We start from the raw sequence: 18,688 nt of genomic DNA, 5'->3' as shown, positions 1-18,688 counted from the left end.
CGTCGGCGGTCGTATCCGCAAGCAGGACGTCATCGCGGCCGCCGAGGCCGCGAAGGCCGCGGCCGCCGCTCCGGCGCCGGCCGCCTCCGCTCCGGCCGCGGCCGCCAAGAAGGCGCCGGTCCTGGAGGCCTCCCCGCTGCGCGGCCAGACCGTCAAGATGACCCGCATCCGCAAGGTCATCGGCGACAACATGGTGAAGGCCCTGCACGAGCAGGCGCAGCTGTCCTCGGTCGTCGAGGTCGACATCACCAAGCTGATGAGGCTCCGCGCGCAGGCGAAGGACTCCTTCGCGGCCCGCGAGGGCGTCAAGCTCTCCCCGATGCCGTTCTTCGTGAAGGCGGCGGCCCAGGCGCTGAAGGCCCACCCGGCCGTCAACGCCCGGATCAACGTGGACGAGGGCACGATCACCTACTTCGACACCGAGAACGTCGGTATCGCGGTGGACTCGGAGAAGGGCCTGATGACCCCGGTCATCAAGCGCGCGGGCGACCTGAACATCGCCGGTATCGCCAAGGCCACCGCCGACCTGGCGGGCAAGGTCCGGGCGAACAAGATCACTCCGGACGAGCTGTCCGGCGCGACCTTCACCATCTCCAACACCGGCTCGCGCGGCGCGCTCTTCGACACGATCATCGTGCCGCCGAACCAGGTCGCGATCCTCGGCATCGGTGCCACGGTCAAGCGTCCGGCCGTCATCGAGACGGAAGAGGGCACCGTCATCGGCGTCCGCGACATGACGTACCTGACGCTGTCCTACGACCACCGTCTGGTGGACGGCGCCGACGCGGCCCGTTACCTGACCGCGGTCAAGGCGATCCTGGAGGCGGGCGAGTTCGAGGTCGAGCTCGGCCTGTAGTCCCCCACCGCTCACGCGCTGACACGGCACCCCCGTCCGGAACTCCGGGCGGGGGTGCCGTGTTTTCACCGGCCCCGGACTACCGGGGCGTCAGCCCGCTGTCGCTCCACACCACCGGCCTCTCCGCCCGCGCGTTCGGGATCTCCGCCGGGAACGCGGGCGCCAGATGCCGTGCGCGGCCGGCCTTCGGGACGTCGTCGTGCGAAGCCGCCCCCGTGTCCATCGGCCTGCAGCCCGTCGCCACACAGGCGACCAGTGCCGCCGCCGCTGCCGCCGTGACCGTCCGGCGGAGGCCCCGTGCGCGTACCCGACCGTTCATGACATCCCCCCGACGCGACCGGGAGTGCCACCGTCGGCGCCCCCTCCGCCCAACGCCACCGCGCGCGGGACGACCGGGTTCCCGGAGTGACACGGCCGTGGCGAGTCCGGGAGTCACCCGGTACAGGTCTTTACGGCCGGGAACACTCTGACAGCGTGTAAGTCTCGTCTCACCTGCGGAAAAGCGCCGCCATGCGCCCCTCACCGACCGGGCCACGGCCTTATTGTCTAAACGTCAAACGCCCCCGGGGTTCCGCACCCCTCCCAAAGGAGCTTTCATGACCGCGCCCGTCGTCCACTCGCTGCGCGAACAGATCCGCGAGCACATCGTGGAGGGGATCGTCAGCGGGCGCTGGAAGCCGGGCGAGCGGATCGTGGAGCGGCGGATCGCCACCGAGCTGGAGGTCAGCCAGACCCCGGTGCGGGAGGCGCTGCGCGAGCTGGAGTCGCTGCGGCTGATCGAGTCGGCGCCGAACAAGGGCGTGCGGGTGCGGAACCTGACGGCCGCCGACCTGGAGGAGAGCTACCCCGTACGAGCCGGTCTGGAGGCCATCGCCGCGGAGCTGGCCGCCGAGCGGCTCGCCGAGGACTGCTCGGCGCTGGAGCCGCACGTGACGGCGCTGTACGAGGCCGACCGGCTGGCCGACGGGACCGGTCAGGTGCGGCACACCGTGGGGTTCCACCGTGAGCTGGTCAGGGCGGCCGGGAACTCCGTCCTCCTGCACACCTGGGAGGGCCTCGGCATCGAGGTCTTCACGGCCCTCTCCATCCGGTGGCTGGGAACCGTGCAGCAGTCGTACGCGGAGGAGCACGAGGCCCTCGTGGACGCGTTCCGGCGGCGCGATCCACTGATCGCCGACCTCGTGAAGGCCCATGTCCTCGGGTGCGCCCCGCGCCCGTGAGGGACGCCCGCCGGGGTCGGCGCAGGGGAGCACGCCCTCGCTCAACCGTGCTCCCACCTGCGAGAACCATCGAATTTCACGGCACCCCGTGCCTGGCTTCCAGGCACCCCGTGCCGACTTTCGCGATCTGACGAGGTTTTCCCCCGGAACCCTTTGATCGATCATCGATCAGGGAGTTACAGTCACCGACGGGCTCCTACAAGAGCCCTCCGCCCTGTCCTGCCATAGACCAAGGGCACACCCGAAACCCCTTGCCGATGAGGGAACCCCCCTCCGCATCCGGAAGGCGGCGCAATGACCGACCCCACCGCTATCCAGCCGAGCGAGCTCGACCAGCTCCCGGACCGCGACCCCGAGGAGACCGCCGAATGGCAGGCCTCCCTGGACGCCGTCACCCAGGCGGCCGGGCCGCACCGTGCCGCGTACCTGATGCGCCGCACGCTGGAGCGCGCCGAGGGCAACGGTCTCGCGCTGCCCAAGCTGCTTGAGACCGACTACGTCAACACCATCCCCACCGCCGCCGAGCCCGTCGTGGACGGCGACGAGGCGATGGAGGCCCGGATCACCGCGTGGAACCGCTGGAACGCGGCCGCGATGGTGACCCGGGGCGCGAAGCACGGCGTCGGCGGCCACATCGCCACCTTCGCCTCCGCGGCCTGGCTCTACGAGACGGGCTTCAACCACTTCTTCAAGGGCAAGGAGGGTGACGGGTCCGGCGACCAGCTCTACATCCAGGGCCACGCCTCCCCCGGCATCTACGCCCGCGCGTTCCTCGACGGGCGCCTGAACGAGCACCACCTGGACAACTTCCGCCAGGAGGCGGGCGGCAACGGTCTCCCGTCGTACCCGCACCCGCGCCGGCTGCCCTGGCTGTGGGAGTTCCCGACCGTCTCCATGGGCCTCGGCCCGCTGTCGGCGATCTACCAGGCCCGCTTCAACCGCTACCTCACCAACCGCGCCATCAAGGACGTCTCCGCGTCCCACGTGTGGGCCTTCCTCGGTGACGGCGAGATGGACGAGCCGGAGTCGACCGCGGCACTCGCGCTCGCCTCCCGCGAGGGTCTCGACAACCTGACCTTCGTCATCAACTGCAACCTGCAGCGCCTCGACGGTCCGGTCCGCGCGAACTTCAAGATCGTGCAGGAGCTGGAGGCGCAGTTCCGCGGCGCCGGCTGGAACGTCGTGAAGTCGCTGTGGGGCTCGGCCTGGGACGAGCTGTTCCAGCTCGACACCACGGGCGCGCTCGTCCGCCGTCTGCGCCAGGTACCCGACGCGCAGGTGCAGACGTACCAGACCCGCGACGCCGCCTACATCCGCCAGGACTTCTTCGGCGCCGACCCGGCGCTCGTCGAGATGGCGAAGCTGCTGAGCGACGACAAGATCCTCGAGTGCTTCCACCTCTCCCGTGGTGGCCACGAGTCGCGCAAGGTGTACGCGGCCTACCGCGCCGCCCTCGCCCACAAGGGCGCGCCGACGGTCATCCTGGCCCAGACGGTCAAGGGCCACACCCTCGGCGAGGGCTTCGCGTCGAAGAACGCCAACCACCAGATGAAGAAGCTGTCGACGGACGAGTTCAAGCAGATGCGTGATCTGCTCGAACTGCCCATCTCCGACAGCCAGTTCGTCGACGGCGTGGTGCCCTACGGCCACCCGGGCGCCGACTCCCCCGAGGTCCGTTACCTCCAGGAGCGCCGCGCGGCCCTCGGCGGCCCGGCCCCGGCCCGCCGTACGCACGCCCTGGCCCCGCTGCCGGCCCCCGCCGACAAGGCGTTCGCGTCCTTCGACAAGGGCTCCGGCACGCAGAACCTGGCGACGACGATGGCGTTCGTCCGGCTGGTCAAGGACCTGGTCCGCGACAAGGAGACCGGCAAGCGCTGGGTGCCGATCGTCCCGGACGAGGCCCGCACCTTCGGTATGGAGTCGCTCTTCCCGTCGCTGGGCATCTACTCGCCCAAGGGCCAGACGTACGAGCCGGTCGACCGCGACCAGCTGATGTACTACAAGGAGGCCAAGGACGGCCAGATCCTCAACGAGGGGATCACCGAGGCCGGTTCCATGGCGGACTTCATCGCCGCGTCCACCGCGTACTCCACGCACGGTGAGGCGATGATCCCCTTCTACATCTTCTACTCGATGTTCGGCTGGCAGCGCACGGCCGACCAGATGTGGCAGCTCGGCGACCAGCTCGGCCGCGGCTTCCTGGTCGGCGCCACGGCCGGTCGTACGACCCTGACCGGTGAGGGCCTGCAGCACGCCGACGGCCACTCCCCCGTCATCGCGGCGACCAACCCGGCGGCACTGTCCTACGACCCCGCGTTCGCCTACGAGATCGCGGCGATCGTCAAGGACGGTCTGCGCCGGATGTACGGCGAGGCGGCCCCCGGCGAGGACCCGGACGTCTTCTACTACCTGACCGTCTACAACGAGCCGATGCCGCAGCCCGCCAAGCCGGCCGGTCTCGGTATCGACGAGGGCATCCTCAAGGGCCTGTACCGCTTCAACACGGCGGAGTCGGCGGGTCTGAACGTGGCCGCGGCGAACGCTCCGCGCATCCAGCTGCTCGGCTCCGGCACGGCGATCCACTGGACGCTGGAGGCGCAGCGGCTGCTCGCCGAGGAGTGGGGCGTGGCCGCCGACGTGTGGTCCGCGACGTCCTGGACCGAGCTGCGCCGCGACGCGCTGGAGGCCGACGCGGCCCTGCTGCGCGGCGAGGAGCGGGTGCCGTTCGTCCGCCAGGCGCTGCAGGGCGCGGAGGGCCCGGTGCTCGCGGTCTCCGACTACATGCGCCAGGTCCCGGACCAGATCGCCCAGTGGGTCGAGCAGGACTGGTCCTCGCTCGGTGCCGACGGTTTCGGTCTCTCCGACACCCGCGCGGCGGCCCGCCGCCACTTCGGGGTGGACGCCGAGTCGATCGTCGTCGCGGCGCTGGCGCAGCTCGCCCGCCGCGGTGAGGTCAAGGCGTCGTCGGTGAAGGAGGCCCGGGAGCGCTACGGCCTGTAGCTCCCGGCAGGTGGACTCGGTGAAGGGGTACGGCGGTCGCCGTACCCCTTCGTCGTACCCCCGTCACCGTCTTTCGCGACGCCCGCACGGGCCCGGCCACCGTCTCCTCTCCCCTCCCCGCCTCCTCTCCTCCCCGCCTCCTCTCCTCTCCGCCTCCTCGGCCCCTCGTTGTCAGTGGGGCCCGGCATCATGAACACATGCGTGCCGCTCGTCTGATCAAGATGGTGCTGCTGCTCCAGACCCGTGCGTCGATGACCGCCGCCGAGCTGGCGCGGGAGCTGGAGGTGTCCGAGCGCACGATCACGCGGGACGCCCAGGCGCTGTCGGAGGCGGGAGTCCCGGTGTACGCGGACCGGGGGCGGGCCGGCGGCTACCGCCTGGTCGGCGGGTACCGGACACGGCTGACGGGCTTGGCGCGGAGCGAGGCCGAGGCGCTGTTCCTGAGCGGGGTACCGGGGGCTCTGCGCGAGATGGGCCTTCAGGACACGGCTTCGGCGGCCCGGCTGAAGGTGTCGGCCGCGCTGCTGCCCTCCGTGCGGGACGCCTCACGGACGGCGTCGCAGCGGTTCCATCTGGACGCGCCCGCCTGGTTCAGCGAGCCGCGGACGCCGGAGCTGCTGCCCTCGGTCGCGGACGCGGTGTGGGACGACCGCCCGGTCCTCGCGCGCTACCGGCGGGGCGAGTCGGAGGTGGAGCGGGCGCTCGAACCGTACGGGCTCGTCCTCAAGGCGGGCGTCTGGTACCTGTGCGCGCGGGTCGCGGACACGGAGGCCTTCCGGGTGTACCGGATCGACCGGTTCACCGCCGTCGAACCCGGTCCGGAGCGGTTCCGGCGGGACGACGGGTTCGACCTGCCGGGGTTCTGGGCGGAGCGGGCCGAGGAGTTCGCCCGGTCCGTCCTGCGGTCCGAGGTGGTCGTACGGCTGTCCCCCGACGGCGTACGACGGCTGCCGTACGTCCTTGATCCCGCGTCCGCGAAAGAGGGGCTGAGCGCGTCCGGTGACCCCGACGGGCAGGGGTGGGTGACCCTCACCCTGCCCGTCGAGTCCGAGGAGGTCGCCCATACGCAGCTGTGGGGGCTCGGGCCTGACGTGGAGGTGCTCGCTCCGGCGAGTCTGCGGGAGCGCTGCGCGCGGGACGCGGCCAGATCGGCGGCGCTCTACCGGTGATCGCGGACTCCGTCGCATCGCTCGGCGCCGACCCCTTGAAATCCGTACGAACCCGGTGGTTTTACCTTCGGCATGTGCATGCATAACAATCTGCGCCACTCCACGTGCGTCCCTCCCGCGCAGGCCCGATGCTTGACCCGTGATGGACGAGACGGAGTTCTGGCAGCTGGTGGACTCGACCCGCGAGACTGCCGAGGGCGACCCCGAGGAACAGGCCGACCTGCTCGTCGAGCGGCTCGTCCAGCTGGACCCGGAGTCGGTCCTGGACTTCGCCCGGCACTTCGAGTCCCGCTACAACCGCGCGTACCGCTGGGATCTGTGGGGCGCCGCCTGGGTGCTGCTCGACGGGGCCAGCGACGACGCCTTCGACTTCTTCCGGTGCTGGCTGATCGGCCAGGGCCGGGAGGTCTTCGAGGGCGCGATGCACGACCCCGACACGCTCGCCGAGTTCCTGGAGGACTTCGACGAGGAGATCGACGGCGACGGTGAGGAGCTGGGCTACGCGGCCGACGAGGCCTACGAACAGCTGACCGGTGCCGTCGCGCCCGCCCTGGGCATCCCGGCCGCGGCCGCCGAGCCCGAGGGCACCCCGCTCGACTTCGAGAACGAGTCCGTCATCGCGGACCGCTACCCCAAGCTGTGGGAGCGGTTCAGGGAGGACTGACCGCCGGCGCGGACCGCGCTCGCTCGGCGGCGAGGTCCGAGGGGATGTACGCCGGCGTCTGTTCGGCCCGCACCGTGTGGTGCAGCGGGGCCGCGTTGGCCTGATCCAGCGCGGACGCCGTGACCGCCGCCGGGCCCAGGACGACCGTCGCCACCGCGCAGACCACCGTCCACGGGCCCCGCGCGGCCTTCGCCCAGCCGCCCGCCCGCTCCGCGGTCTCCGTCCGACTGATCCTCATGATCCCCACCTCCGGTCAGTGCGTACGACGACGCTAGGACGCGGGGCTCTGGGGAGTCTGTGAGCGGCCCGGGGCGTACCTGTGACTGTCGGACGGCCGTCGCCGCGGGGGGGTTCCGTCGCGCGGTCAGCGGCCCTGGTAGCGGGCGGCCAGGGCGCGGATCTCGGGGAGGCGGTCGGTGAGGGCCGCGCCGGGGCAGCTGGTCATGAAGCCGGCGTTGTGGCCGGAGACGGTGGAGAGCACGGCCGCGGTGCCCGACGCGTAGCGGCTGAGGCTGTTGCTGGAGACGAGACGGACCGTGCCCCGGGGGTCGACCCCGGCGAACCCGAGTTTCCAGGCCGCGAGGCGGGCGATCGCGTCGGTCATCACCCTCGGCACAGGTGTTCCCGCCGTGAAGGTGCCGATCGCGGCGATACCGGCGGTGCGGTGGTTGAAGCCCTGCGCGTGCGCCCCGGTGACGGGCCGGTCGACGCCGCCCGCGCGGCCCTCGTAGATCGTGCCGCAGCGGTCGACGAGGAAGTTGTAGCCGATGTCGTCCCACTGCTTGGCGCCGGTCTGGCCCGCGTAGAGGTCGCGGATGATGCGGGGCACGTCGGCGCAGTCGTAGGAGTTCGGCGAGTCGGTGTGGTGGACGAAGACCGCGACGACGCGGTCGTCGTAGTGGGGCGGCGGCTGCTCGCGCGTGCTCGCGGCGTCGAGCCACGTCGACCGGGGCACGATGGGGGGCCGGGCGGCGGAGCGGTCCACGGCGGGCCGGGCCGCGACCGGGGGCGGGACGGCGGCGCGGGCCGCCGTACGGTCCACTCCGGCCGCGCACAGCACCAGCGCCAGGACGGCGAGCAGGCCGGGTACGCAGCCGAGCAGGACGAGGAGCGGTCCCGGCAGCCGCACCGGCCATCCGGGGCGTACGCCGGGCGGCGTGGGGGCGCGGGGCGCCCGCCCCGCACGGCTGCGGACCCCGCGGGCCCGGTGGGCCGGGCGTCCGTGACGCGGGGAGCGGTGTGCCCGCTCCCCGCTCCGTATTCGGGGCCCCCGCGTCTTCCGGAAGACACGCATGGAGCCACCCTGACCCGGATCCGCGCGGGCCGCGATGTGTGGTCTGCCACCTGGTGGAACCATCATGCGTGTCCGGGACGTTTCTACAGGTCCACGGGTGTGTGGCCGTTTCCGCGGCACCGAACGCGCGTGGCTGATCACTGGGCCCGCCCGACGCGTACTAAGGGGCCCTAGAGAAAGGCGGCTCCGTGGACGTGCTCGACCTCCTGCTGATGCTGGTGATCCTGGTCTACGCGGCGTCCGGGTACCGCCGTGGACTGGTCGCCGGCTGTGTCTCGCTGGCCGGTTTCGTGGGCGGCGCCGTGATCGGCGTATGGGTGCTGCCCTGGATGATGGACCTGGTCACGGCGGGGACACCGGCGGCGACGGTGACGGCGGTGCTCACGGTGCTGGTGCCCGCCGTGGTGGGCCACGAGCTGGCCGGGCGGCTGGCGCTGAAGCTGCGCCGCGAGCTGGACCAGGGGCCGCTGCGGGTGGCCGACGGGATCGGCGGGGCCGCGGCGAACACGCTGGCCGTGCTGCTGGTGGCCTGGGTGGCGGCGAGCGTCCTCGGCGCGTCCTCGTCGACGGTGGTGACGCAGTCCATCCGCAACTCGGCGCTGCTGGGCGCCGTGCAGAAGACGATGCCGGAGACCACGCCGACCTGGTTCTCGCGCGCGACCTCGGCGCTCACCGAGGCGGGCTTCCCGCAGGTCTTCAACCCGTTCGAGAACGAACCGACGGCGGGTGTCGCCAAGCCCTCCGGGGACAGCGTGACGGACTCCGCGGCGAACGCAGCCAAGCTGAGCACCGTGAAGGTCGAGGGCGTCTCGGGCAACCAGGGGCGCGAGGGCAGCGGTTTCGTCTACTCCTCCCGGCGCGTGATGACCAACGCGCACGTGGTGGCGGGCATCGACCGGCCGACCGTGCGGGTGGGCGGGGTCGGACGCCCCTACCCGGCGCGGGTGGTGCTCTTCGATCCGCAGAAGGACGTCGCCGTCCTGTACGTGCCGGGGCTGCGGGCGCCCGTCCTTCCCTTCGACGGCGTCGCCTCGCGCGGTGACGCCGCGGTGGTCGCGGGCTACCCGCAGGACGGCGGTCTCGATCTCCAGGCGGCCACGGTCGCGAACCGCATCAACGCGACGGGCCAGAACATCTACAACACCGGGACGGTCACCCGCGAGATCTACTCGATCCGCTCGACCGTCCGACCGGGCAACTCCGGCGGCCCGCTCCTCACCACCGACGGCAAGGTGTACGGCGTGGTCTTCGCCCGTTCGACCTCGGACAGCGAGACGGGCTACGTCCTGACCGCGCGCGAGGTCGCGGGCGACGCCCGGAAGGCGGCACACGCCACGGCCCGCGTCGACACGGGCGACCTCGTCACCTCCTGACCCCGCCCCGGGAACACCGGTCCCGGCCCCGGCTCGGGGATGCCGGTGTCCCGACGCGACCGCCGGACTGCCCGGCTCGTGGTCAGAGGGCGCGGCCCATCAGGACGTCGTCCACGTACGCGCCGTCCAGCAGGAACTCCCCGGGCAGGATTCCCTCGACGACGAACCCCTCGGACTCGTACAGCCTGCGCGCCGGGGTGTTGTGGCCGAGCACGCGCAGCGTGAGGCGCCGGGCGCCCTGACGGCGGGCCTCCTCGCGCACCGCCCGCAGCAGCGCGCGGCCCACCCCGGCGCCGCGCGCCTCGTCGGCGACGGCGAGTCCGAGGATCTGGCGGACGTGCGCGTTGCAGGCGAGCGGGGTCGGAAAGCCGAGCCGGATGTATCCCACCAGCCGGCCGTCGAGCTCGGCGACGACATGGTTCCGGGGGCCGAACCGCTCGCTGTAGAAGGGCTCGTACGGCGGCCGGGGGCGGGGCATGACCGCGTGCAGCGTGGACCAGGTGTCGCGGTCGAGCCGGCCGAGCACGTCCTCGTCGTCGAGGGTCGCGGTGCGTATGCGGGGAGCAGCTGACATGCCGATCACTGTACGGGCGCCGCGCTGAGGCGCGTTCCGTGAAGTCCGCGGCCTCGCGGGCAGGATGGACCCATGAGCGATTCACCGCTGCCCCCGGGTTCCCGCATCGTGATCGCCGGCGCGTCCGGCCTGATCGGCTCCGCGCTGGCGCGCTCCCTGAGCGCGGACGGACACGAGGTGGTCCGGCTCGTGCGCCGTGAGCCGCGCTCGCGGGACGAGGTCCGATGGGATCCGCAACGGCAGCGGGTCGACGCCGTGGGGCTCCTCGGATGTGCCGCGGTGGTCAATCTGGCGGGAGCCCCGGTCGCCGCGCGGCCCTGGACGGCGACGTACAAGCGAAAGATCCGGGACAGCCGGGTGCTCGGGACGGCGACGCTCGCGGAGGCGGTGGCGTCGCTCGACGAACCGCCGCGGGTCTTCGTCAACGGGAGCGCGATCGGGTTCTACGGAGACACGGGCGGTCGCGCGGTGGACGAGTCGGCGCCGCCCGGTGACGGATTCCTGCCCTCCGTCTGCGTGGAGTGGGAAGAGGCGACGGCTCCCGCGCAGGAGGCGGGGGTGCGCACGGTGCTGCCCCGGACCGGGCTCGTGGTGTCCCGCGAGGGCGGGGCCTGGGCCAAGCTGTTCCCGCTGTTCCGGGCGGGCGTCGGGGGGCGACTGGGGGACGGCCGCCAGTACTGGAGCTATATCGCGCTGCACGACGAGGTGGCCGCGATCCGGCATCTCATCGACACGGAGTCCGTCTCCGGCCCGGTGAACCTGACCGCCCCCGACCCGCTCACCAACCGCGAGATCACCGAGGCGATGGGCCGCGTCCTGCGCCGCCCGACCCGCCTCGCCACCCCCGCCCCGCTCCTGCGCCTCGCCCTCGGCGACATGGCCGAGGACATCCTGGGCAGCCAGCGCGTCCTGCCCACCCGCCTCCTGGAGTCGGGCTTCACCTTCGCGTTCCCCTCGATCGAGGGGGCGTTGCGGGCCGCGCTGGACTGAGCGGGGGCGCCGACGCCACGTCCTCCTCCCCCGCCGCGTCCTCCTCCCCCGCCGCGTGTTCCGCACCCCGGCGGGTCCCGCCCCCTCCGCCGGGGTGGCACATGCACCCCCCATGCCCCCGTGCACGGCATCCGCGCGGCTTCCCCCGTACGCCCGCACCTCGCACCCTCGATCCGAACTCGGGTATTCCTGAAGCGTGTTGGGGGCATGACGTCCCCACCGGCCCGCGCAACCTCGAGGAGGGGCACGTGCTAGAGCCCGCACGCCAAGCCGCGCACATGGCGGAGATCGCGGAAGACGTGGACGTCGTCGTCGTGGGAGCCGGTGTCGCCGGTCTCGCGGCCGCACGGCATCTGACCGGGGCGGGGCTGAGGACCGCCGTCCTGGAGGCCGCCCCTCATGTGGGCGGCCGTATGTCCACGGAGAAAGTCGACGGCTTCCGGCTGGACCGGCTCGGCCGGCTCCTGTCCACCTCGTACCCGGAACTGCGCCATACCCCGGGCCTGGACGTCCTGGCCCTGCGCCCGTTCTCCCCGGGCGTGCTGCTGCACAGCGACGGCCGGCACCACCACGGGGGCGCGCCCGGCACTCTCCGGAGCGCGAGGGGCGTACTCACCACAGCGCGCGCCCTCGCGAGCGCCCCCCGGCTTCCGCTGGCCCGCCCCGCGCGCGGAACCACCCGCCCCGGACCGCTCGGCGGCCCCGTGGACCAGTCCCGTCTGGCCACGGCCCTCGCGCGTCTCGCCGCCACTCCGCCGGAGCGCCTGCTCGCCCGCCCGGACCTCACCACGGAGCGGACGCTGACCTCTCGGGGCCTCCCGGCCCGTACGGTCGACACCTTTCTGCGCCCCCTCCTCGCGGCCCTGCTCTGCGACCCGGCGCTGCGGACGTCGAGCCGGTGCGCCGACCTCGCGCTGCACTCGTTCGCGACGGGCCGGCTGTGTCTGCCCGAGGGCGGCGCGGACGCGCTCCCCGAACTGCTCGCGGCCGCCCTTCCACCGGGCACCGTGCACACGGGCGTCGAGGTCACCGGCGTCTCCACGACCAGCGTGACGACGAAGGACCACGGCGAACTCCGCTGCCGGGCCATCCTGTTGGCGACCGGGGCGCGGGCCGCCGCCCAGTTCCTGCCCGGGCTGCACGTCCCCGCCTTCCATCCGGTGACCGTCCTGCACCACACCACGGACGAACCCCCGCTCGCCGACCCGGCGCTGCTCCTGGACGCCGACCGCAGCGGTCCGGTGGCGCACACGGCGGTCGTCAGCCAGGTCGACCCCACCCGGGCACCCGCGGGCCGCGCCCTGATCTCCTCGACCGTGCTCGGCACACCGCCCGCCGCCGCCCACCTGGACGCGATGGTCCGCGCCCAACTGGCCCGCCTCTACGGGACGTCGACGACCCGCTGGGAACTGCTGGCGGTGCATCACGAACCCGAGGCCGTACCGGCGATGCCGCCACCGCACGACCCACGCCGCCCGGTACGGCTGCTCGCGGGCCTGTACGTGTGCGGCGACCACCGGGACACCAGCACGGTGCAGGGCGCGCTGCACTCGGCCCGGCGGGCCGCCCACGCCCTCCTGACGGACCTGGACGTCCGCCCGGCCCCCTCGGCGGAGCACCTGGAATCCGCGGCCGCCTGACCCGGGGCCCGGGCCGCTGACCCCGGTGGCCGGGCGTCGGCCCGGGGCCGCCCGGCGGACGGCCCCGCTTCCCCGTCGAACCCATCGAGCTTCCCGGCCTCCGGCACCCCAGGCCGGAGGCCGGGGACGCCCCCGGACTCCCGCTCAGCTCAGCGCGGCCACCTTGTCCCGGTAGCCGCGGACGGGTGCGGCGTCCCGGTACGGTTCGAGCCGTTTCTCGAAGTCCCGTACGTACTCGACGGCCCGCGCCGACCGCATCTCGGCCGCCTGCCCCGCGGCCTCCGCGCCCAGCAGACAGGCCTGGTCGAGCTCTCCGAGCCCGAGCCGCGCCGAGGCGAGCACCACCCGGCAGAACAACCGGCTGCGGGCGTAGCCGGGCGCCCGCAGCTGCAGCGAGCGTTCGGCGTGCTGCGCGGCGGCCCGGAACTGCTGAAGGTCCCGGTGGCAGTGCCCGAACTCGTCGGCGAGCTGCGCCTCGTCGAAGAACCGGGCCCAGTGCGGGACCTCGTCGCCGGACACGGACGCCTCCAGCGCGCGCTCGGCCCGGACCAGGGAGGCCGTGCAGGCCCGCACCTCGCCGAGCACCCCGTGGCCGCGCGCCTCGACGGCGTGCAGCAGCGCCTGCACCACGTGCGGGCCCCCCGAGCCGAGGCCCTGCTGGGCGACCCGCGCGAGCTGCACGGCCTCGCGCCCGTGTCCGAGGTAGACGGCCTGCCGGCTCATCGTGATGAGCACGTAGGAGCCGTACACCCGGTCGCCCGCGGCCTGCGCCAGCCGCAGCGCCTGGACGAAGTACCGCTGCGCGAGTCCGTGCGCGCCGATGTCGTACGACGTCCAGCCGGCCAGCCGGGTGAGGTCGGCGGCGGCCGCGAACAGGTGCCGGCCGGTCTGCTCGCCGTACGCGCCGCGCAGCATCGGCTCGGCCTCGTGCTCCAGGTAGCGGACCAGCGCCTGGCGGGCGTGGCCGCCGCCGTAGGCGTGGTCGAGGGCGCGGAAGAGCTCGCCGACCGAGCGGAGCGCGGCGATGTCCCCGCCGGTGACCCGCTGGCCGGGGCCCCGCTCGGTCCGGCCGCGCTGCCGGGACGCGGGGCCGCCCGGTTCGGGCGGCGCCGTGACCTTGGGCGACGCCGGGCGGCCCTGCGCCGGCACACGGGAGGGCTGGTCGCCGCGGGCGACCCGGTCGTCGGCCCGGCCGATCAGCCAGTCCCGGCTGGGCACCACGAGCCCGGCCGGGGTGAAAGCGATCTTGCGGAGCTCGGCGTGGCTGCCGGAGTCCTTGCGCCACAGGCCGCTGACGATGTCCACGGCCTCCTCGGGGGTCGCGGCGAACTCCAGCCCCGCGTACACGGGCGCGCAGGCGTCTAGCCCGAGGTCCTGCGCGCTCAGGCGCCGGCCGAGGCGGCGGGTGAAGACCTCGGCGATGAGCGCCGGAGTGGTCCCGCGGGGCTGCTGGCCCCGCAGCCACCGGGTGACGGATGTCTTGTCGTATCTCAGGTCCAGTCCGTGTTCGAGCCCGAGCTGGTCCACGCGACGGGCGAGACCTGCGTTGGAGAACCCCGCTTCTGCGATGAGCGCGGCGAGCTGTCGATTGGGCGTGCGCTGCGCGGGTCGTTCCGTCATCTGCGGTGCGGTCTCCTGCCTTCGGGTCTCCCAGGGGTCTCGGGGCGGCGTGGAACGTGCTTTCGCCTCCCCGAGACCGCCTGGTGCCCGGATTGCCTGTGAGCAGCCCTTATGGCCACGTGAACGGCGCGAATGTAGCGGAGAGTGAGCACGCCATCGCACGCTTCGACATTCATTCATCCGATCGTGTGAGGATTAGCCGTCGAGCTGACGCGTATCGGACGGACGTACAGTGGCGTGGGCGCGTTACGTACCTGACGAAAGGTTCTTCCGCGCGCCCCGCACGGGGACCACCACGTGCCCGAGGAAGCTTCGAGGGAGGCGCTTGCCGTGAGTGAGTTGCGGTTCGTCCGCATGGGATTCGGTGCCGAGGCCGTCGAGTACCAGGAGGCGTGGGACGAGCAGCGCCGCGTCCACGCCGCCCGGTTCGTGGACGAGGTCCCCGACACCTGTCTGCTCCTGGAGCACCCGCCGGTGTACACCGCGGGCCGGCGCACCGCGGACAACGAGCGGCCCCTGGACGGCACGCCGGTCATCGACGTGGACCGCGGCGGCAAGATCACCTGGCACGGTCCGGGCCAGCTGGTCGGCTACCCCATCCAGAAGCTCCCGCGCCCGGTGGACGTCGTAGCACATGTACGCCGTCTGGAAGACGCGCTTATCCGTACGTGTGCGGACTTCGGCCTGGAGACGAGCCGCGTCGAGGGCCGCAGCGGCGTCTGGATCCTCGGTGACACCAAGGACCCCGCCGAACAGCGGTCCGCGCTCGGGGGCCTGTCCCTCGACTTCGACCCGCGACTCCAGGACGAGGAGTTCGACCCGCGGCTCAACGGCCCGGAGTACGCCCCGTCCAACGCGGGCCAGCGCCGCGAGGACCGCAAGATCGCCGCGATCGGCATCCGCGTGGCCAAGGGCGTCACCATGCACGGCTTCGCCCTGAACGTGAACCCGGACAACGCCTGGTTCGACCGGATCATCCCCTGCGGCATCCGCGACGCGGGCGTGGCCTCGATCGCGGGCGAGCTGGGCCGCGACGTGACCATCGCCGAGGTCCTCCCGGTGGCCGAGAAGCACCTCAAGGACGTCCTCGAGCACGCGGACCTGAAGCCGCGGATCGTGGAACGCGCGCCGGCCTAGAGCCCGCGCCCCCACGGCGGGAACCCCACGGGAATGCACCCCTGCTCCCGAAGGTTGCCCACCTCGGGGGCCGAGAACCGTACGGGCGTACTCTGGTGTACGCCGAAGAATCGAAGTTACAGGGAGCCGATGTGTCCGCAGTCGCACCCGACGGACGCAAGATGCTGCGCCTGGAGGTCCGGAACAGCCAGACCCCCATCGAGCGCAAGCCCGAGTGGATCAAGACCCGGGCGAAAATGGGCCCCGAGTACACGAAGATGCAGGCACTCGTGAAGGGCGAGGGCCTGCACACGGTCTGCCAGGAGGCGGGCTGTCCCAACATCTACGAGTGCTGGGAAGACCGCGAGGCCACCTTCCTCATCGGCGGTGACCAGTGCACTCGGCGCTGCGACTTCTGCCAGATCGACACCGGCAAGCCCGAGGCGCTGGACCGCGACGAGCCCCGCCGCGTCGGTGAGTCCGTCGTCACGATGGACCTGAACTACGCCACCATCACCGGCGTCGCCCGTGACGACCTGGAGGACGGCGGCGCCTGGCTGTACGCCGAGACGGTCCGCCAGATCCACGCCCAGACGGCGGGCCGCGAGTCCGGCCGCACCAAGGTCGAACTGCTCGCCCCGGACTTCAACGCCGAGCCCGAGCAGCTCGCCGAGGTCTTCTCCTCGCGCCCCGAGGTGTTCGCGCACAACGTCGAGACGGTCCCGCGGATCTTCAAGCGCATCCGTCCGGGCTTCCGCTACGAGCGCTCCCTCAAGGTCATCACCGAGGCCCGTGACTACGGTCTGGTCACGAAATCGAACCTGATCCTCGGCATGGGCGAGACCCGCGAAGAGGTCAGCGAGGCGCTCCAGCAGCTGCACGACGCGGGCTGCGAGCTCATCACGATCACGCAGTACCTGCGCCCCTCCGTGCGCCACCACCCCGTGGAGCGCTGGGTCAAGCCGCACGAGTTCGTGGAACTGAAGGAGGAGGCCGAGGAGATCGGCTTCTCCGGTGTCATGTCGGGCCCGCTGGTCCGCTCCTCGTACCGGGCCGGCCGCCTGTACCAGATGGCCGTCGAGAAGCGTGGCGCGTACGTCGCCTCCCAGGCGGTCTGAGTACTCCGGACGGCGCACGTTGCGAAAGGAAAGCGGTGGCACTCAGTGCCACCGCTTTCCTGTGAATCCGGGCACAAGCAACTCGCCCTTCACACCAGGCCGTTCACACCCCCCGCGACATCCCCGCAGCTGAACGCGCCGTCAGGAGCGCGCCAGGAAAACGACCCGCGGTATCAAGGCTTCATTGGCGTTTGACCGCTCAGTCACGTACTGGTAACACCAATCAGTGACCCTGGTTCCACGTCACGCACCGCCCCGTCCGAGCCGCCGATCCCGAGGGGGGACCTCCATCATGCAGGCCGCGCCCGTACGCGCCACCGCGATTCCCACGTTCACCGATGCACTCCGTGCCGTCGAGTCGCTGCTCATGAGCAGCGGGCAGCGCACCGCTCGCCGCAACGCCTGGACCTCGGTCCTGGAGGACCGTCGCCGCGCCAAGGACCGGGTCGAGGCTCAGCGCGTGCTGGAATCCGTCTCGACGCGCTCCTGATCGCCGCTCCCCCGGTACGGGGGCCCGCTCGCCCGGGACTGCCGTCGTCCGCACTTCACGGGCCACGTAGACTCGTGGGCATGGCGAGGAAGGAAACCGCAGCAGACGCTGCGAACCCCGGGCGACTCAAGCAGATCGCCCTGACGTACAAGATGACCCGCAAGGCCGATTCCAAGATCGGTCTTGTACTCGCGGCTGTCGGAATTCTCACCCTCGGTGTCTTCCTCGCGATCGGCTTCTTGATCGGTCACCCGATCTATCTGGGCATTCTCGGGCTTCTGCTCGCCTTCCTCGCGACGGCGATCGTCTTCGGACGCAGGGCCGAGCGGGCCGCCTTCGGGCAGATGGAAGGACAGCCCGGCGCAGCCGCGGCGGTGCTCGACAACATCGGCCGAGGCTGGACCACGACCCCGGCGGTGGCGATGAACCGCAGCCAGGACGTGGTGCACCGCGCGGTCGGCAAGGCCGGCATCGTGCTGGTCGCCGAGGGCAACCCGAACCGGGTGAAGAGCCTGCTGGCCGCCGAGAAGAAGAAGATGGCGCGGATCGTGGCGGACGTCCCGGTGCACGACATTCTCGTGGGCACCGGCGAGGGCCAGGTGGAGCTGAAGAAGCTCCGCACGACGATGCTGAAGCTGCCGCGCGTGCTCGCCGGCCCTCAGGTCACCGCGACCAACGACCGGCTGCGCGCGATGGGCGACCTGATGAGCAACATGCCGCTGCCGAAGGGTCCGATGCCCAAGGGCATGCGGATGCCGCGCGGCGGCCCGAAGGGCTGACCCTCCTCCTACACGTTCTACGCGGTTCCATGACGATGGGGCGCCCGGAGATTCTCCGGGCGCCCCATCGTCGTAGCGGATCGGTCGTCGTAACGGATCGGTCGGGCGTAACGGACCGTCGTCGGCGCAGTTCGGTGCGCCCCGGGTCGCGGGGCGCGGGGCGCTTCGGACGTGTCAGGCGCGGACCTCGATCGTGCGGGCCAGCCGGTCGTGCAGACCGCGGCCGTCGCGGTCCCAGATCAGCGCCGGGACGGCCACGCACAGGAGCGCCGTGCGCAGCAGGGTGCGCAGCAGGGTGCGCAGCGGGTTCAGGCGGCCGCCGCCCTCGGGGACGACGCGCAGGCCGAACAGGCGCTTGCCCGGGGTGAAGCCCACGGTACCGACCGTGAGCAGGCCGAGGACGAAGAAGACGAGCAGGGCCCAGTTGCCCGTCGCCTGGTCGTAGCCGTCGGTGAGCAACCCGTATGCGATCAAGAGGCACAGGCCCCAGTCGACGGCGAGGGCGCCCAGCCGGCGGCCGGGGCGGGCGATCGACCCCGGTCCGTGCTCCGGGAGACCGAGCTGTTCGCCCCGGTACCCGAAGTCGACACCGGCTTCCTCCGCCGCCGCGCGGGGGCCGGAGAGCCACGATCCGATTGCTTGCCTGTTGTCCACCCGTCCACGGTACTGTGCCCGTTTTGCCATACGGACAGGAGGGGCCGGGCCGACCCGGGTCGGTTAACTTGGGTGAAACAAATGGGTCACGCTTGAGAAATCCCCCGTCCCTATGGTCGGCTCCAGCGTGT

18 protein-coding genes are annotated in these 18,688 nt (G+C 72.2%); 12 read left to right on the top strand and 6 right to left on the bottom strand.

All coding sequences use genetic code 11. From position 1 onward, the window contains the following. On the top strand, positions 1–856 hold an 856-nt coding region (locus tag ACFWBT_RS22640), incomplete at its 5' end, for a 2-oxo acid dehydrogenase subunit E2 (protein ID WP_385703115.1). A gap of 79 nt (positions 857–935) precedes the next feature. Here the strand turns inward: ACFWBT_RS22640 and ACFWBT_RS22635 are convergent. Next, positions 936–1,175, bottom strand: a complete 240-nt coding sequence (locus ACFWBT_RS22635; RefSeq protein WP_385703113.1) for a hypothetical protein — start codon at positions 1,173–1,175, stop codon at positions 936–938. Positions 1,176–1,452: 277 nt separating this feature from the next. Here ACFWBT_RS22635 and ACFWBT_RS22630 point away from each other — a divergent pair, with 277 nt between their 5' ends. The 4 genes from ACFWBT_RS22630 to ACFWBT_RS22615 all read left to right on the top strand — a co-directional run bounded on the left by ACFWBT_RS22630 (position 1,453) and on the right by ACFWBT_RS22615 (position 6,909). Beyond that, positions 1,453–2,076: a GntR family transcriptional regulator gene (locus ACFWBT_RS22630; protein ID WP_261708522.1), complete on the top strand. Its 624-nt coding sequence runs from the start codon at positions 1,453–1,455 to the stop codon at positions 2,074–2,076. 294 nt (positions 2,077–2,370) lie between these two features. Further along, positions 2,371–5,076: a pyruvate dehydrogenase (acetyl-transferring), homodimeric type gene (aceE, locus tag ACFWBT_RS22625; protein WP_385703110.1), complete on the top strand. Its 2,706-nt coding sequence runs from the start codon at positions 2,371–2,373 to the stop codon at positions 5,074–5,076. A 197-nt stretch (positions 5,077–5,273) separates the two neighbouring features. Beyond that, entirely contained in the window at positions 5,274–6,245 is a 972-nt protein-coding gene (locus ACFWBT_RS22620; protein WP_385703107.1) for a helix-turn-helix transcriptional regulator, read from the top strand. 142 nt (positions 6,246–6,387) lie between these two features. Beyond that, complete coding sequence (locus tag ACFWBT_RS22615; RefSeq protein WP_385703118.1) at positions 6,388–6,909, top strand: DUF4240 domain-containing protein; 522 nt, start codon at positions 6,388–6,390, stop codon at positions 6,907–6,909. Here the strand turns inward: ACFWBT_RS22615 and ACFWBT_RS22610 are convergent. Together ACFWBT_RS22610 and ACFWBT_RS22605 are read right to left on the bottom strand one after the other, a co-directional pair. Continuing rightward, the gene (locus tag ACFWBT_RS22610; RefSeq protein WP_385703105.1) at positions 6,896–7,147 is read right to left on the bottom strand and encodes a hypothetical protein; all 252 of its coding nucleotides are present in this window, start codon (positions 7,145–7,147) and stop codon (positions 6,896–6,898) included. The genes ACFWBT_RS22615 and ACFWBT_RS22610 overlap by 14 nt on opposite strands. A 126-nt stretch (positions 7,148–7,273) precedes the next feature. Further along, on the bottom strand, positions 7,274–8,038 hold the full coding sequence (locus tag ACFWBT_RS22605) for a peptidoglycan recognition protein (RefSeq protein ID WP_385703103.1): 765 nt from the start codon (positions 8,036–8,038) through the stop codon (positions 7,274–7,276). Positions 8,039–8,391: 353 nt separating this feature from the next. Between ACFWBT_RS22605 and ACFWBT_RS22600 the strand changes: the two genes are divergently transcribed. Next, positions 8,392–9,576, top strand: a complete 1,185-nt coding sequence (locus ACFWBT_RS22600; protein ID WP_385703101.1) for a MarP family serine protease — start codon at positions 8,392–8,394, stop codon at positions 9,574–9,576. A gap of 82 nt (positions 9,577–9,658) precedes the next feature. Here ACFWBT_RS22600 and ACFWBT_RS22595 read toward each other — a convergent pair whose 3' ends face one another. Continuing rightward, entirely contained in the window at positions 9,659–10,150 is a 492-nt protein-coding gene (locus ACFWBT_RS22595) for a GNAT family N-acetyltransferase (RefSeq protein ID WP_385703099.1), read from the bottom strand. A 72-nt stretch (positions 10,151–10,222) separates the two neighbouring features. Here ACFWBT_RS22595 and ACFWBT_RS22590 point away from each other — a divergent pair, with 72 nt between their 5' ends. After that, positions 10,223–11,140 (top strand): TIGR01777 family oxidoreductase, encoded by a 918-nt coding sequence (locus ACFWBT_RS22590; RefSeq protein ID WP_385703096.1) that lies wholly within the window; start codon positions 10,223–10,225, stop codon positions 11,138–11,140. Positions 11,141–11,418: 278 nt separating this feature from the next. After that, entirely contained in the window at positions 11,419–12,780 is a 1,362-nt protein-coding gene (locus ACFWBT_RS22585) for an NAD(P)/FAD-dependent oxidoreductase (RefSeq protein WP_385703117.1), read from the top strand. 144 nt (positions 12,781–12,924) lie between these two features. Here ACFWBT_RS22585 and ACFWBT_RS22580 read toward each other — a convergent pair whose 3' ends face one another. Continuing rightward, on the bottom strand, positions 12,925–14,400 hold the full coding sequence (locus tag ACFWBT_RS22580; protein WP_385703093.1) for a regulator: 1,476 nt from the start codon (positions 14,398–14,400) through the stop codon (positions 12,925–12,927). Between the two features lie 330 nt (positions 14,401–14,730). Here ACFWBT_RS22580 and lipB point away from each other — a divergent pair, with 330 nt between their 5' ends. The 4 genes from lipB (at position 14,731) to ACFWBT_RS22560 (ending at position 17,903) form a co-directional block, all read left to right on the top strand. Further along, positions 14,731–15,537 carry a lipoyl(octanoyl) transferase LipB gene (lipB, locus tag ACFWBT_RS22575; RefSeq protein WP_385703090.1) on the top strand — a complete coding sequence of 269 codons (807 nt, stop codon included), beginning with the start codon at positions 14,731–14,733 and terminating at the stop codon, positions 15,535–15,537. 131 nt (positions 15,538–15,668) lie between these two features. Then, a complete protein-coding gene (gene lipA, locus ACFWBT_RS22570) occupies positions 15,669–16,634 on the top strand; it encodes a lipoyl synthase (protein WP_385703087.1) in 966 nt (321 codons plus the stop codon). Between the two features lie 292 nt (positions 16,635–16,926). Then, complete coding sequence (locus ACFWBT_RS22565; RefSeq protein ID WP_385703085.1) at positions 16,927–17,124, top strand: hypothetical protein; 198 nt, start codon at positions 16,927–16,929, stop codon at positions 17,122–17,124. An 80-nt stretch (positions 17,125–17,204) separates the two neighbouring features. Next, positions 17,205–17,903 (top strand): DUF4191 domain-containing protein, encoded by a 699-nt coding sequence (locus tag ACFWBT_RS22560; RefSeq protein ID WP_266757925.1) that lies wholly within the window; start codon positions 17,205–17,207, stop codon positions 17,901–17,903. 174 nt (positions 17,904–18,077) lie between these two features. Here the strand turns inward: ACFWBT_RS22560 and ACFWBT_RS22555 are convergent, their stop codons facing one another. Then, the gene (locus ACFWBT_RS22555; RefSeq protein ID WP_385703082.1) at positions 18,078–18,557 is read right to left on the bottom strand and encodes an RDD family protein; all 480 of its coding nucleotides are present in this window, start codon (positions 18,555–18,557) and stop codon (positions 18,078–18,080) included. Positions 18,558–18,688 lie beyond the last annotated feature (131 nt).

This window comes from Streptomyces sp. NPDC060027, from assembly GCF_042737005.1.
In the GTDB taxonomy this organism is placed as follows: domain Bacteria; phylum Actinomycetota; class Actinomycetes; order Streptomycetales; family Streptomycetaceae; genus Streptomyces.
Note: the sequence above shows the minus strand (reverse complement) of the source record. Positions and strands in the feature narration are given on the sequence as shown.

Coding starts and splice junctions, on each gene's coding strand:
- ACFWBT_RS22590 (WP_385703096.1), top strand. CDS start 10,223: ATGAGCGATTCACCGCTGCCCCCGGGTTCCCGCATCGTGATCGCCGGC.
- ACFWBT_RS22560 (WP_266757925.1), top strand. CDS start 17,205: ATGGCGAGGAAGGAAACCGCAGCAGACGCTGCGAACCCCGGGCGACTC.
- ACFWBT_RS22580 (WP_385703093.1), bottom strand. CDS start 14,400: ATGACGGAACGACCCGCGCAGCGCACGCCCAATCGACAGCTCGCCGCG.
- ACFWBT_RS22610 (WP_385703105.1), bottom strand. CDS start 7,147: ATGAGGATCAGTCGGACGGAGACCGCGGAGCGGGCGGGCGGCTGGGCG.
- ACFWBT_RS22595 (WP_385703099.1), bottom strand. CDS start 10,150: ATGTCAGCTGCTCCCCGCATACGCACCGCGACCCTCGACGACGAGGAC.
- ACFWBT_RS22585 (WP_385703117.1), top strand. CDS start 11,419: ATGGCGGAGATCGCGGAAGACGTGGACGTCGTCGTCGTGGGAGCCGGT.
- ACFWBT_RS22565 (WP_385703085.1), top strand. CDS start 16,927: ATGCAGGCCGCGCCCGTACGCGCCACCGCGATTCCCACGTTCACCGAT.
- ACFWBT_RS22620 (WP_385703107.1), top strand. CDS start 5,274: ATGCGTGCCGCTCGTCTGATCAAGATGGTGCTGCTGCTCCAGACCCGT.
- ACFWBT_RS22635 (WP_385703113.1), bottom strand. CDS start 1,175: ATGAACGGTCGGGTACGCGCACGGGGCCTCCGCCGGACGGTCACGGCG.
- ACFWBT_RS22630 (WP_261708522.1), top strand. CDS start 1,453: ATGACCGCGCCCGTCGTCCACTCGCTGCGCGAACAGATCCGCGAGCAC.
- aceE (WP_385703110.1), top strand. CDS start 2,371: ATGACCGACCCCACCGCTATCCAGCCGAGCGAGCTCGACCAGCTCCCG.
- ACFWBT_RS22615 (WP_385703118.1), top strand. CDS start 6,388: ATGGACGAGACGGAGTTCTGGCAGCTGGTGGACTCGACCCGCGAGACT.